The 14,017-nt window shown below is 70.2% G+C and carries 12 protein-coding genes; 8 read left to right on the top strand and 4 right to left on the bottom strand.

What is annotated here, in order from left to right; translation table 11 throughout:
* Nucleotides 1-81: 81 nt before the first annotated feature.
* Nucleotides 82-765, bottom strand: a complete 684-nt coding sequence (locus tag BM43_RS27085) for a VTT domain-containing protein (protein ID WP_013696736.1) — start codon at nt 763-765, stop codon at nt 82-84.
* Between the two features lie 154 nt (nt 766-919).
* Between BM43_RS27085 and mutL the strand changes: the two genes are divergently transcribed.
* Entirely contained in the window at nt 920-3,046 is a 2,127-nt protein-coding gene (gene mutL / locus BM43_RS27080) for a DNA mismatch repair endonuclease MutL (protein WP_036048150.1), read from the top strand.
* Nucleotides 3,043-4,011, top strand: a complete 969-nt coding sequence (gene miaA / locus BM43_RS27075; RefSeq protein ID WP_036048153.1) for a tRNA (adenosine(37)-N6)-dimethylallyltransferase MiaA — start codon at nt 3,043-3,045, stop codon at nt 4,009-4,011. The genes mutL and miaA overlap by 4 nt, the downstream gene beginning before the upstream one ends.
* Nucleotides 4,012-4,146: 135 nt before the next feature.
* On the opposite strand, the gene purM is transcribed toward miaA, so the two are convergent.
* Nucleotides 4,147-5,202, bottom strand: coding sequence for a phosphoribosylformylglycinamidine cyclo-ligase (purM, locus tag BM43_RS27070; protein WP_013696733.1), 1,056 nt, complete (start codon nt 5,200-5,202; stop codon nt 4,147-4,149).
* Nucleotides 5,203-5,571: 369 nt separating this feature from the next.
* Between purM and hda the strand changes: the two genes are divergently transcribed.
* Genes hda through panB form a run of 6 tightly spaced genes read left to right on the top strand, consistent with a single transcriptional unit; the run spans nt 5,572 to nt 10,705 of the window.
* Nucleotides 5,572-6,297 carry a DnaA regulatory inactivator Hda gene (gene hda, locus BM43_RS27065; protein WP_013696732.1) on the top strand — a complete coding sequence of 242 codons (726 nt, stop codon included), beginning with the start codon at nt 5,572-5,574 and terminating at the stop codon, nt 6,295-6,297.
* Between the two features lie 21 nt (nt 6,298-6,318).
* Nucleotides 6,319-7,005, top strand: coding sequence for a histidinol-phosphatase (locus tag BM43_RS27060; RefSeq protein WP_036029622.1), 687 nt, complete (start codon nt 6,319-6,321; stop codon nt 7,003-7,005).
* A complete protein-coding gene (pcnB, locus tag BM43_RS27055) occupies nt 7,002-8,603 on the top strand; it encodes a polynucleotide adenylyltransferase PcnB (RefSeq protein WP_036048159.1) in 1,602 nt (533 codons plus the stop codon). Before BM43_RS27060 ends, pcnB begins: the two co-directional genes overlap by 4 nt.
* Nucleotides 8,604-8,632: 29 nt before the next feature.
* Complete coding sequence (gene folK, locus BM43_RS27050) at nt 8,633-9,163, top strand: 2-amino-4-hydroxy-6-hydroxymethyldihydropteridine diphosphokinase (RefSeq protein WP_036048161.1); 531 nt, start codon at nt 8,633-8,635, stop codon at nt 9,161-9,163.
* Nucleotides 9,160-9,843 carry a deoxynucleoside kinase gene (locus tag BM43_RS27045; protein ID WP_013696728.1) on the top strand — a complete coding sequence of 228 codons (684 nt, stop codon included), beginning with the start codon at nt 9,160-9,162 and terminating at the stop codon, nt 9,841-9,843. Before folK ends, BM43_RS27045 begins: the two co-directional genes overlap by 4 nt.
* A gap of 46 nt (nt 9,844-9,889) precedes the next feature.
* Nucleotides 9,890-10,705, top strand: a complete 816-nt coding sequence (gene panB / locus BM43_RS27040) for a 3-methyl-2-oxobutanoate hydroxymethyltransferase (protein ID WP_013696727.1) — start codon at nt 9,890-9,892, stop codon at nt 10,703-10,705.
* Nucleotides 10,706-10,802: 97 nt separating this feature from the next.
* Here the strand turns inward: panB and pabB are convergent, their stop codons facing one another.
* Nucleotides 10,803-12,647: an aminodeoxychorismate synthase component I gene (gene pabB, locus BM43_RS27035; protein ID WP_063769134.1), complete on the bottom strand. Its 1,845-nt coding sequence runs from the start codon at nt 12,645-12,647 to the stop codon at nt 10,803-10,805.
* Nucleotides 12,648-12,669: 22 nt separating this feature from the next.
* Nucleotides 12,670-13,806 carry a molecular chaperone DnaJ gene (dnaJ, locus tag BM43_RS27030; RefSeq protein WP_036029634.1) on the bottom strand — a complete coding sequence of 379 codons (1,137 nt, stop codon included), beginning with the start codon at nt 13,804-13,806 and terminating at the stop codon, nt 12,670-12,672.
* Nucleotides 13,807-14,017: the final 211 nt, after the last annotated feature.

The following is a 14,017-nucleotide window of genomic DNA, read 5'->3' as shown; positions in this document are numbered from 1 at the left end:
AACGCCCGCTCGATCCACGAGCGGGCGTTGTTTCGAGTACCGCCGCCGCGGGCCGCCGGGGCCCGGCTGACGGGCGGTGGCTCAGCCGCGGCCGCCGCCCGCGCGCTGCGCGCCCGAGCGGCCGCGCAGCAGCTTCCAGACCCCGCCGATCAGCACCGGCACGGCCGCCGCGCCGATCCCCACCAGCACGATCACGTTCAGGTACTGGCGGATGAAGGGAATGTTGCCGAAGAAGTAGCCGAGCAGGACCAGCAGCAGCACCCACAGCAGCGCGCCCGCCACGTTGAAGAACTGGAAGCGCGCGAAACGCATCATCGACACGCCGGCCACGAAGGGCGCGAAGGTCCGCACCACCGGGATGAAGCGCGCCAGCACCAGGGTCTTGCCGCCGTGGCGCTCGTAGAAATCATGGGTCTTCTGCAGCGCGGCGCGATCGAGGAAGCGCTCCAGCACCGGGATGTGCGTATCGAACACCTTGGGCCCGATCGCGCGGCCGATCAGGTAGTTCACGGTATTGCCGGCGGTGGCCGCCACCAGCAACAGCACGATCAGCCCCGCCAGGCTCATTTCGCCCGAGGCCGCGAAGGCGCCCGCGATGAACAGCAGCGAATCGCCGGGCAGGAAGGGCAGGATCACCAGGCCGGTTTCGCAGAACACGATCAGGAACAGCACCAGGTACACCCAGGCACCGTATTGCCGGATGAACTGGCCGAGGAACGCATCGATGTGCAGAACCAGACCGAAGAAGTGAATCAGCGTATCCAAATGCGTTTCCTTCGATTTCGAGACATGACGGGAACGATGGCGCCGGGCTGCGGCGCGACCGCGGAATGATACCGAAAGAACCTGAGGGTTCCGTGAAAAAAGCCCCCGGTGGCGGCGCCCGGTGCGGCGGCGACAGCCTCGTTATAATCGCGGCATGTCCGAATTCACCGATTCCGCCGCCGACGACGCCAGCGCTGCCGAGCCCGCCGCCGCGCCCGCCTCCAGCCCGCGCCCGCTGCGCGCGATCCAGCCGCTGCCCGACCAGTTGATCAGCCAGATCGCGGCCGGCGAGGTGGTCGAGCGCCCCGCCTCCGTGGTCAAGGAGCTGCTGGAGAACGCGATCGACGCCGGCGCCGGCAGCCTGCGCATCGTGCTCGAGGAGGGCGGCGTCAAACGAATCTCGATCACCGACGACGGCTGCGGGATTCCCGCCGACGAACTGCCGCTCGCGCTGATGCGCCATGCCACCAGCAAGATCCGCTCGCTGCACGAGCTCGAGTCGGTCGCCACGCTGGGCTTTCGCGGCGAGGCGCTGGCCTCGATCGCCTCGGTCGCCGAGATGTCGATCACCAGCCGCACCGAGGACGCCGCGCACGCCACCCGCATCGACGCCGATACGGGCGCGCTCTCGCCCGCGGCCGGCACGCGCGGCACCACCATCGAGGTGCGCGAACTCTACTTCAACACGCCGGCGCGCCGAAAGTTCCTGAAAAGCGAGCAGACCGAATTCGGCCACTGCCTGGAAATGATCCGCCGCGCGGCGCTGGCGCGGCCCGAGGTGGCGATCTCGGTGCTGCACAACGGCCGTGCCGTCGAGCACTGGAACGCCAGCGAGCCGGCGGTGCGTGTCTCGAAGATCCTCGGCGAGGGTTTCGCCACCGCCCACCTGCCGCTCGACGAGCGCGCCGGGCCGCTGGCCGTCTACGGCTGCGCGGGCCTGCCGACCGCCAGCCGCGGCCGCGCCGACCAGCAATATTTCTTCGTCAACGGCCGCTTCGTGCGCGACAAGCTGCTGACTCACGCGGTGCGCGCCGCCTACGAGGACGTGCTGCACGGCGATCGCTACCCGTCCTACGTGCTGTTCCTCGACCTGCCGCCCGAGGCGGTCGACGTGAACGTGCATCCTTCGAAGATCGAGGTGCGTTTCCGCGATTCGCGCTCGATCCACCAGTATGTGTTCCATGCCGTGCAGCGCGCGCTGGCGCGGCACGCCGGTGCCTCGCCGGAAACCACCGCGGGCGGGCACGCCGCGCACCTCGCGCCGGCCCAGCCGGGCAGCCCGGCCTCGTTCGAGCGCACGCCGCTCGGCGCGGGCGCCGGCTCGGAAGGCGGCGAGGCGGGCAGCGAGGCTGGCGGCACGGCATCGGCCGACGGCGCGGGCGGCTTCGGCGGCGGCGCCTCGGGCGGCTTTGGCGCCTCCCGCTTCGGCGCTGGGGCCTCCAGCAGCGGTGGTTTCGGCGGTGGAGGTGCTGGTGGCGGCAGCGCCCGCCCCGTATCCGGCAACACCTGGATGCGCCAGTCGCGCATGACGCAAGGCACCCTGCCCGTCGCGCAGCCGCTCGCGCTCTACGACGCGCTGTTCGGTCGCAAGGACGGCCAGGCCGGCGATGGCAGCGCGGGCGCGAGCGTGGCCGAGCCGGCCCCGGCACCGTTCGGCGCGACGCCGGGCAGCCTGCCCGCCGACGGCGCGCACGACCAGCAGCCGCTCGGCTTCGCGCTCGGCCAGGTCCACGGCATCTACGTGCTGGCGCAGAACGCGCAGGGCCTGGTGATCGTCGACATGCACGCGGCGCACGAGCGGATCCTCTACGAGCAGTTCAAGACCGCGCTGGCCAACCGCAGCATCGCGGTGCAGTCGCTGCTGCTGCCGGTGACGATCACGGCCACGCCGGTCGAGATCGGCACCGCCGACGAGGAGCGCGAGACGCTCGACGCGCTCGGCTTCGACCTGGCGATGCTCTCACCCACCACGCTGGCGATCCGCGCCGTGCCGGCCCTCCTGAAGGATGCCGACCTGCCGACGCTGGCGCGCGCGATCCTGGCCGACCTGCACGAATTCGGCGGCTCGCGCGTGCTGACCGAGCGCCAGCACGAACTGCTGGGCACGCTGGCCTGCCATCACGCGGTGCGCGCGAACCGGCGTCTCACGCTCGACGAGATGAACGCGCTGCTGCGCCAGATGGAGGCGACCGAACGCGCCGACCAGTGCAACCACGGCCGCCCGACCTGGTACCAACTCACGCTCGGCGATCTCGACCGCCTGTTCATGCGCGGACAATGAGCATGACGAACCGTCGCGCGCCGCTCACGGTGGCGTGCTTGCTGGGCCCGACCGCCTCGGGCAAGACCGCCGCGGCGCTGGCGCTGGCCGAGCGCCTGCCGATCGAGATCGTCAGCGTCGACTCGGCCCTGGTCTATCGCGGCATGGACATCGGCACCGCCAAGCCCAGCCGCGAGGAACGCGAGCGCGTGCCGCACCACCTGATCGACATCATCGACCCGGCCGCCGCTTATTCGGCAGCCGAATTCCGTGCCGACACGCTGCGCCTGGTCGAGGAGATCATCGCGCGCGGGCGCATCCCGCTGCTGGCGGGCGGCACCATGCTCTACTACAAGGCGCTCACGCAAGGGCTCAACGCCCTGCCGGCCGCCGATCCCGAACTGCGCGCGCGACTCGACGAGGACGCCGCGCGCGAGGGCTGGCCGGCGCTGCATGCGCGGCTCGCCGGGGTCGACGCGGCCACCGCCGCGCGGCTCGCGCCGAACGACGCGCAGCGCATCCAGCGCGCGCTCGAGGTGTTCATGCTGAGCGGGCAGCCGATGTCGGCGCTGCTGGCGGCGCCGCGCGAGGACGCGGCGGCCGCTCGCTACCGTTTCGTGCCGGTGGCGCTCGAACCGTCGGACCGGGCGGTGCTGCACGCGCGCATCGCCACGCGCTTCGACGCGATGCTCGCGGCCGGGTTCATCGACGAGGTGGAACGGCTGCGCCGCCGCGAGGACCTGCACCTGGGCCTGCCCTCGATGCGCTGCGTCGGCTACCGGCAGGCCTGGGAATACCTGGACGGCGCGACCGACCACGCGACCATGCGCGACAAGGGCGTATTCGCGACGCGCCAGCTCTGCAAGCGGCAGCTCACCTGGCTGCGCTCGATGCCGGAGCGGGTGGTGGTCGACTGCTGCGCCGAGGATGCGCCGGCGCGCGCGGTGGCCGCGCTCGAGCGCGTGCTGGAGGCGAACGCCGGCTAGCCGCCTCGATCACCTCGATGCGCTGCGCCAAATGAAAAGGGCCGCGATTCGAAATCGCGGCCCTTCGTATTCCTGCCGGGTGGCTGGACGATCGGCGGCGCCGACACGCGCCGCCCGGTTTGTCCTTCCCTTACCTCAGACAACCACCGTCTGCGCCTCGCCTTCGCGGCTCGCGCGCACGCGGCCGATCTTCCAGACCTGCTCGCCGGCGGCGCTCAGTTCCGCCACGGCCGCGTCGGCATCGGCGGCCGACACGATCACGGCCATCCCGATCCCGCAGTTGAACACGCGGTGCATTTCCGCGTCGGCCACGCCGCCGTGCTCCTGCAGCCACTGGAACAGCGGCGGCAGGGTCCAGGCGCTCTGGTCGAGCTCGGCCGTCAGGCCTTCGCGCAGCACGCGCGGGATGTTCTCGACCAGGCCGCCGCCGGTGATGTGGGCCATGCCCTTGACCGTCAGCTTGGCCATCAGCGCGAGCAGCGGCTTGACGTAGATGCGGGTCGGCGCGATCAGCGCGTCGGCCAGCGTGCGGCCGTCGAACGGCGCGTTCAGGTCCGGGTTGGCGCGCTCGATGATCTTGCGCACCAGCGAGAAGCCGTTCGAGTGGATGCCGCTCGAGGCCAGGCCCAGCACCACGTCGCCCTCGGCGATGGTGCTGCCGTCGATGATCTTGCTCTTCTCCACCGCGCCGACCGCGAAACCGGCCAGGTCGTATTCGCCGTCCGGGTACATGCCCGGCATTTCCGCGGTTTCGCCGCCGATCAGCGCGCAGCCCGACAGTTCGCAGCCCGTCGCGATGCCCTTGATGACGGTGGCCGCAGTGTCGACGTCGAGCTTGCCGCAGGCGAAGTAGTCGAGGAAGAACAGCGGCTCGGCCCCCTGCACCAGGATGTCGTTGACGCTCATCGCCACCAGGTCCTGGCCGACCGTGTCGTGGCGGTTCAGGTGGAAGGCCAGCTTGAGCTTGGTGCCCACGCCATCGGTACCCGACACCAGCACCGGCTCCTGGTAGCGCTTGGGCACCTCGAACAGCGCGCCGAATCCGCCGATCCCGCCGAGCACGCCGTCGCGCAGCGTTTTCTTCGCAAAGGGCTTGATCTTGTCGATGAGGGCATCGCCCGCGTCGATGTCGACGCCCGCGTCACGGTAGGAAAGACCTTGGGCGTCGGGAGCGGATTTCGGAGAAGTCATGGGGGAATGCGAGAAGGTCGGTAAAATGCGATTTTACCCGAAGCCGGACGCCCGGCCGAATTCCCGCGCCGATCTTTCGACGGAAACCATCGTGTCCGAATCGTCCCCGTTTTCATCGCCGTTCGCGCGGCCGCCGGCCAGCACCGGCGCGATGCCGCGCCAGCCAGGGCCGGCCCATGCCGGCGGCATGTCGACGACGACGGACGCGGCCGCGAAACGAAGCCCGGCACGTGCCTGCCGCCGTCGCCCGGCACCCGCCCGGCCCGCCCGACGTTGGGCCGCCACGACAGCCGCGCGGCGCCACGGCCCCGAGCGCTTCCCCCTGCCTGCCGCCGCACGGCGCGAGCCCGACCTCAACCGCCCCGCATCGTGACCGCCACCCGTCAACTGACGCTCGACCTCGGCACCCCGCCGCCGCGTACCTTCGAGAACTTCACCATCGGGGCCAACGACGAGCTCGTCTCGCGGCTGCGCCGGCTCGATCTGGCGCTCGCGGCGGGCCCGGTGGCCGACCGCTCCTTCTATGTGTGGGGCGAGGCCGGCAGCGGCCGCAGCCACCTGCTGCAGGCGCTGGTCTACGACACCTCCTACGGCAGCGCGCGCTACCTGACGCCGCAAAGCCCGCTCGGCGCGATCGCCTTCGACCCGCGCGTCTCGCTGTACGCCGTCGACGACATCGACGCGATGAGCGACAACCAGCAGATCGCCCTGTTCAACCTGTTCAACGAGGTGCGCGCCCACCCGTCCAGCGCCTTCGTCGGCGCGGGGCCGGCCGCGCCGCTCGCGCTCGACGTGCGCGAGGACCTGCGCACGCGCCTGGGCTGGGGCTTGGTGTTCCATCTCGCGCCGCTGTCCGACGCCGACAAGGCGGCGGTCTTCAAGCGCGCCGCGCGCGACCGCGGCATCGCCATCGCAGACGACGTGCCCGCCTACCTGCTCACGCACTACCGGCGCGACATGCCGAGCCTGATGGCCCTGCTCGACGCGCTCGACCGCTTCTCGCTCGAACAGAAACGCGCCGTCACGCTGCCGCTGCTGCGCACGCTGCTGGCCACGCTGGAGCGCGAGGCGGGCGGTTCCGGCCAGATCAAGTAGCTTCAAGTAAAATGCCCCTCCATGACAAATCTGGCACTCTTTGACCTCGATCACACCTTGATCCCGACCGACAGCGACCACGAATGGGGTCGCTTCATGATCAAGCTCGGTCTCGTCGACGCGGAAAGCTTCAAGCGTCAGAACGACCGTTTCTACGCCGACTACAAGGCCGGCACGCTCGACATCCACGCCTATCTGGCCGCCGCGCTGGCGCCGCTGGCCAGGCACCCGCGCGCGCAACTCGACGCCTGGCACGAGCAGTACATGCAGGAAGTGATCCGCCCGGCGATGCTGCCGGCCGCGCTCGAGCTGGTGCGCCGGCATCGCGAGGCGGGCGATCTCTGCTGCATCGTCACCGCCACCAATGCCTTCGTGACGCGCCCGATCGCCGATGCCTTCGGCGTCGAGACCCTGATCGCCTGCGAGGTCGAGACGGTCGACGGCCATCCGGCCTCCGACCTCACCGGCCGTGCCACCGGCGTGCCGAGCTTCCGCGAGGGCAAGATCGCGCGCACCGAGGCCTGGCTCGCCTCGCTCGGCAAGAGCCTGGCCGATTTCGAGCGCAGCTACTTCTACAGCGACTCGCACAACGACATCCCGCTGCTCGCGAAAGTCACCGACCCGGTCGCGACCAACCCCGACGACACGCTGCGCACGCATGCCCGCGAGCAGGGCTGGCGCATCCTCGATCTATTCCAACCTTCGTGATCAAGAAACTCATCCGCAAGCTGCTCGGGCAGGACGATAGCGCCGCCCGCGACGATTCCGCCCCCGCCGAGGCCGCGCCGTCCGAACGCGCCGCCCCGCGCGCGCCGGCCACCGCCACCAAAAAAGCGAGCGCGCAGAAGCAGGCCGCGCGCGACGCCGCGAAAGTGGCCGAGCGGCGCACCGACCCCACCATCGTGCCGGCCGCCGTGCACGGCATCGATCCCTCGCTGATCTCGCGCAACGCGGTCCGCGTGACCGACACGCTGCAGCAGGCGGGTTTTCGCGCCTTCATCGTCGGCGGCGCGGTACGCGACCTGCTGTTCGGCATCGCGCCCAAGGATTTCGACGTCGCCACCGACGCCACCCCGACCGAGGTGCAGCGCCTGTTCCGCCGCGCGCGCCTGATCGGGCGCCGCTTCCAGATCGTGCACGTGCAGTTCGGCCAGGAGCTGATCGAGGTCTCGACCTTCCGCGCGCTGGTCGACGCACCGGCCGAGGCACCGCCCGCCGACGCGCCGCCGCCGCGCCGCATGAAGCGCGACGAGCTGGACCGGCGCACCCACGCGGTGGACGCCAGCGGCCGCGTGCTGCGCGACAACGTCTGGGGCGAGCAGCACGAGGACGCGGCGCGCCGCGACTTCACGATCAACGCGATGTATTACGACCCCGCGACGCAGACCGTGCTCGACTACCACGACGGCATGGCCGACATGCGCGCACGCTTGTTGCGCATGATCGGCGATCCGGCCACGCGCTACCGCGAGGACCCGGTGCGCATGCTGCGCGTGGTGCGCTTCGCGGCCAAGCTCGGCTTCGACATCGAGCCGCACACGCGCGATCCGATCAAGCCGCTGGCCGACCTGATCAACAACGTGCCGGCCGCGCGCCTGTTCGACGAGATGCTCAAGCTGCTGCTCTCGGGCCACGCGCTGGCCTGCCTGAAGCAACTGCGCGGCGAAGGCCTGCACCACGGGCTGCTGCCGCTGCTCGACGTGGTGCTCGAACAGCCCCAGGGCGAGAAGTTCATCACGCTGGCGCTGAACAACACCGACGCGCGCGTGCGCGCCGGCAAGTCGGTCTCGCCCGGCTTTTTGTTCGCGACCCTGCTCTGGCACGACATGCGCCAGCGCTGGAACCAGTACGTCGCCAACGGCGAGTTCCCGGTGCCGGCCCTGCAGCGCGCGATGGACGACGTGCTGGAGATGCAGACCGAGAAGCTGGCGATCCACAAGCGCTACTCGGCCGACATGCGCGAGATCTGGGGCCTGCAACTGCGCCTCGAGAAACGCTCGGGTCGCAGCGCGATCCGGCTGCTGGAACACCAAAGATTTAGAGCGGGGTATGATTTCCTCCTGCTGCGCTGCGAGTCCGGCGAACTGGACGAATCGGTGGCGCAGTGGTGGACGGATTTCATCGACGGCGATGCCGCGGCACGCGAGACGCTGCTCACCCAGGGCACGTCGCGCGACAAGGCGCCGGGCGTACCAGGGGCCGCCGGGCCCCGCAAGCGCCGCCGCCGCGGCGGCGCGCGCAACCGCCGGCCGGAAGACGGCGCCGCGCAGCCGCAACCGGCCGAAGCGCCGGATGCGGACGACTGAGCCGTCGGACGACGCAGGAAGTGGATGCCATGACGCTTGCTTATCTCGGCCTCGGCGCGAATCTCGGCGATGCGCGCCAGACATTGAAGGATGCGGTGGTCTGCCTCGCGCAGCAATGCGCGGTCACCGTGCTCGGCAAATCGAGCCTGTACCGGACGGCGCCGATCGACGCCGGCGGTGACGACTACTACAACTGCGCGGTCAAGATCGAGACGCGTCTGGCGGCCCGCGAATTGCTCAGGCTCTGCCAGCAGATCGAGCACCACTTCGGCCGCGAGCGGCCGTTCCACAACGCGCCGCGCACGCTCGACATCGACATCCTGCTGTACGGCGATCACACCATCGACGAACCCGACCTGGTGGTGCCGCATCCGCGCCTGACCGGGCGCGCCTTCGTGCTGGTGCCGCTGGTCGAGCTCGACCCGGCGCTGGCGATCCCGATCCACGGCCACGCGCAGGCCTTCCTGACCGCGGTGGCCGACCAGCGCATCGAGAAGGTGCAGACCTGCCAGTGCCTGATGGCGATGAAGGCCGCGAACGACAAAAGCCGCTGCCGATGAACGCGACCCCGCTGACCGTCACGCCGCCCGACCCGCGCCCGCCGCATCGCTACATCGCGATCGAGGGGCCGATCGGAGTGGGCAAGACCTCGCTGGCGGCATTGATCGCCGAACGCTGGGCGATGCGCCCCCTGCTCGAGCGACCGCAGGACAATCCTTTTCTCGAACGCTTCTATCGCGAGGGCGCGCGCTACGCGCTGCCCGCGCAATTGTCGTTCGCGCTGCAGCGCGCGCAGCAGGCGCAGGAGCTGGCGGCCGCCCAGGCGGCGGGCCTGGCGATCGTGGCCGACTACATGCCGCAGAAGAACGAGATCTTCGCGCGCCTGACGCTGGGCGACGACGAATGGCAGCTCTATCGCGCGCTGGCCGAGCGCGTCGACGTGCCGGCCCCGGCGCCGGACCTGGTGGTCTACCTGCAGGCCAGCCCCGAGGTCCTCTACGCGCGCATCCAGAAGCGCGGCATCGCGATGGAGCTGCAGATCGGCGACGCCTACCTGCGCTCGCTGTGCGATGCCTACAACGAATTCTTCTATCACTACGACCGCACGCCGGTCCTCACCGTCGCCGCGGAACACCTGAATCCGCTCGACTCGCCGGACGACCTTGCACTGCTGATGACGCGCATCGAGACCATGCGCGGCCGCAAGGAATCCTTCGTCAAGGGCGGCGCCGACCGCTGATCAGCGTCGTCGCGCCGCCTGTCTTTCCTCACGAACCGGATCTCCCATGACCTATCTCCAGGAATCGAGCCGCGCGGCCATCACCGTGCCCAAGCTGCAACAGATGCGCGCGGCCGGCGAGAAGATCGCGATGCTGACCTGCTACGACGCGAGCTTCGCCTCGCTGCTCGATCGCGCCGGCGTCGACGCGCTGCTGATCGGCGATTCGCTCGGCAACGTGCTGCAAGGCCAGACCACCACCCTCCCCGTCACGCTCGACGAGATCGCCTATCACACGGCCTGCGTGGCGCGCGCCCAGCCGCGCGCGCTGATCGTCGCCGACCTGCCGTTCGGCACCTACGGCACGCCCGAGCAGGCCTTCGAGAGCTCGGTCAAGCTGATGCGAGCCGGCGCGCAGATGGTCAAGCTGGAGGGCGGCGAATGGCTGGCCGAGACGGTGCGCTTCCTGGTCGAGCGCGCGGTGCCGGTCTGTCCGCACCTGGGGCTCACGCCGCAATCGGTGCACGCCTTCGGCGGCTTCAAGGTGCAGGGCAAGACCGAGGCGGGCGCGGCCCAGCTGCTGCGCGATGCCAAGGCGCTGGAGCAGGCCGGCGCGCAGCTGATGGTGCTCGAGGCGGTGCCGACCCTGGTGGCCTCGGAGCTGACCGAACTCGTCAGCACGCCGACCATCGGCATCGGCGCCGGTCTCAACTGCTCGGGCCAGGTGCTGGTGCTGCACGACATGCTGGGCATCTTCCCCGGCAAGCGCCCGCGCTTCGTGAAGGACTTCATGCACGGCCAGCCGAGCATCCTGGCGGCCGTCGAGGCCTATGTGCGCGCGGTCAAGGACGGCAGCTTCCCCGGGCCCGAGCACTCGTTCTGAGTTCTCGGCCGGCCGGCACGACGGCGATAAAAAAGCGCGGCACCCTCGAAAGGTGCCGCGCTTTTTCGTTGGCCGGTCGACGCGTCGCGCCGCGCGTTCAGATCCGACGCAATCTCGCCTCGACCGCGCCGCGCAAGGCGTTGCAGATCAGCAGGCCATCAGCGCGCGCCAGCTCGTCCGGCCTCAGGACGCGCTCGCTCGCGCCGAGCGCCGGGTCCGCCAGCAGCGCGCCGCGCATCACGCCCGGCAGCAGACCGCTGGCCAGCGGCGGCGTGAACCAGCGACCGTCGAGTTTCACGAAGACGTTGCTGCGGCCGCCCTCGGTCAGCTCGCCGCGCTCGTTGACGAACAGCATGTCGAAGGCACCGGCCGCCTCGGCCTCACGCCAGGCGCGATCGTATTCGGCGCGGCGCGTGCTCTTGTGCGCGAGCAGCGGGTCCGAGGAGGCAGTCGGCGCGAAACCGTGCTCGGATGCCAGCAGCACCTCGATCACCGGAGCCGCCAGCGGCGCGAGCGGCGCCGACGTCAGTTCGAGCGAGCCGTCCCTCGAGAGCGCCGCGCGCAGGCGATGCGGGCCGTCGGCGTCGAAGCCGTCGACGCGCGCGCGGACCTGCTGCTCGATCGCGGCCGCGTCGAAGGCGAAGCCGAGCGCCTCGGCGCTGGCGCCCAGCCGCGCGAGATGGCGATCGAGATGACGCACGCCCTCGGCGCGCGTCGCGTACAGCGTTTCGAACAGTTGCAGGCCGGGATCGGCGTCGGTCAGAAAACGGGCCTTCAATTCGCACTCCGCGTATTCGTCAGGGGCGCGGCTGTCGAGCACGATGCCCGCGCCGACGCCCATTGTACCGGCGCGATATCCATCGACGCGCGGCGCCTCGAGCGTCAGCGTGCGGATCGTGACCGCCAGGCAGAAGTCGCCGCAAGCGCCCGCCGGCGCCGCGTCGAGCCAGCCCAGCATGCCCGTGTAGAGCCCGCGCGGCGTCGATTCGATCGCGTCGATCAGCGCCATGGTGCTGTGCTTGGGCGCGCCCGTGATCGAGCCGCAGGGGAACAGCGCGCGCAGCAGCTCGGCGAAACCCGCCTCGGGCCGCGCCTCGGCCTCGACGGTCGAGGTCATCTGCCAGACCGAGGCATAAGGCTCGACCGTGAACAACGCCGGCACGCGCACCGAACCGGTACGCGCCACACGCGAGACGTCGTTGCGCAGCAGGTCGACGATCATCAGGTTCTCGGCGCGATTCTTCGCATCGCCGGCCAAGAATTCGGCCGCATGCGCATCGGCGGCCGGGTCGGCCGAGCGCGGCGCGGTGCCCTTCATCGGCCGCGTGCGCAGCCGCGTGCCCTGCTTCTCGACGAACAGCTCGGGCGAGCAGGACAGGATCCAGCGTCCGCCCGGCAGCGCGACCAGCGCGCCGTAGCGCACCGCCTGGCGCGCGCGCAGCCGCCGATACAGCGCCGTCGGCGAACCCCAGGCGTCGAAGCCGAGGCGGTAGGTGTAGTTGACCTGGTAGGAATCGCCGGCACGCAGCGCGGCGTGGATCGCGTCGATCGCCGCATCGAACTCGGCGCGCGTGACACTCTTGCGCAGGCGCGCGATGCCGGCCGGCGAAGGCTCGGCCGCCGCGCCGTCGCGCGCGGCGAGCCAGGCATCGGCCTCGTCGCGCGACAGTCGCGTGAGCGTGGAGAACAGCAGGAAGCGCAGCGGCGCGTCGCCGGCCTGGCCACGTTCGAGATTGCGGCCGAACTCGTAGTCGCCGAGCACCACCGCATGCAGGCCGCGCGCGAGATCCTCGGCCACCGCCGCGCAGCAGGCGTCGAGCCGCGCCGGATCGGTGCACACGCGCTCGTGCGAGAAGCCCATGTACAAACGACTCGACCGCGCAGCCGCGGTCGAGTCGCAATCGTCGAGGAGCGCGAACGGCGCGCCCTCCTGCACGTCCATCATGTCGCCGGCACCGCAGTCGTCACTCGAAGAAGCTCTTCACGCGATCGAACCAGCTCTTGCTCTGCGGGCTGTGGCGCCCGCCGCCCTCGGCCAGCGACTGCTCGAACTGACGCAGCAGATCGCGCTGTCCGTCGGTCAGCTTGACCGGCGTCTCGATCTGCACGTGCACGTAGAGATCGCCGGCGATGCTCGAGCGCAGGCCCTTGATGCCCTTGCCGCGCAGGCGGAAGGTCTTGCCCGACTGCGTGCCTTCCGGCACCGTGAACGAGGCGCGGCCGGCCAGCGTCGGCACCTCGATCTCGCCGCCCAGCGCCGCGGTGGTGAACGGGATCGGCATCTGGCAGTGCAGGTCGTCGCCATCGCGCTCGAACACCGAGTGCTGCTTGATGTGGATCTCGACGTAGAGATCGCCGGAGGGCCCGCCGTTGATGCCGGGCTCGCCGTTGCCGGACGAGCGGATCCGCATGCCGTCGTCGATCCCGGCCGGGATCTTGACCTCGAGCGTCTTGGTTTCCTTCACCTTGCCCGAGCCGTGGCAGTGCACGCAGGGCTCGGGGATGTAGGTGCCGGTGCCATGGCACTTCGGGCAGGTCTGCTGGATGCTGAAGAAGCCCTGCGACATGCGCACCGTGCCCTGGCCGTGACAGGTCGGGCAGGTGTCGGGCTTGGTGCCCGGCTTGGCGCCGCTGCCGTGGCAGATCTCGCAGGAGACCCAGCTCGGCACGCGAATCTGCGTGTCGTAGCCATGCGCGGCCTGCTCCAGCGTGATCTCCATGCTGTAGCGCAGGTCGGCGCCGCGATACACCTGCGGGCCGCCCCGGCCGCCACGGGCGCCGCCGCCAGCGGCCTGGCCGAAGATATCGCCGAAGATGTCGCCGAAGGCATCGGCGAAACCGCCGAAGCCCTGCGCGCCGGCACCGCCCATGTTCGGATCGACGCCCGCGTGGCCGTACTGGTCGTAGGCGGCTCGCTTCTGCTCGTCCGAGAGCATTTCATAGGCTTCCTTCGCCTCCTTGAAACGCTCCTCCGCATCCTTGCTGTCCGGATTGCGGTCCGGGTGGTACTTCATCGCGAGCTTGCGATATGCCTTCTTGATTTCGTCGTCGCTCGCATTCTTCGCGACGCCCAGAACCTCGTAGTAATCCCGTTTCGCCATATCGGTTCAATGCCGCCACGCGCTCGGCACGGGCGGCTCCTCTCGCTTCCAGTAAAGTCTTGCGACCGTGGAACGGCGCTCGCGCGCCGCCCCGCCATAAAACAAATGTGCCCGGAGGGCCGCGAGGCCCGCCAGGCGCAGGGTGATCCGGTCCGTCCGGCAGTGACGGACCGGATCGGTAGCGGCCGTGCCGCGCGGCACGGCCGCGGCC

Origin of the sequence: Burkholderia gladioli, assembly GCF_000959725.1 — a bacterium.
Lineage (GTDB): Bacteria > Pseudomonadota > Gammaproteobacteria > Burkholderiales > Burkholderiaceae > Burkholderia > Burkholderia gladioli.
This window is presented reverse-complemented; position numbering and strand designations above follow the sequence as displayed.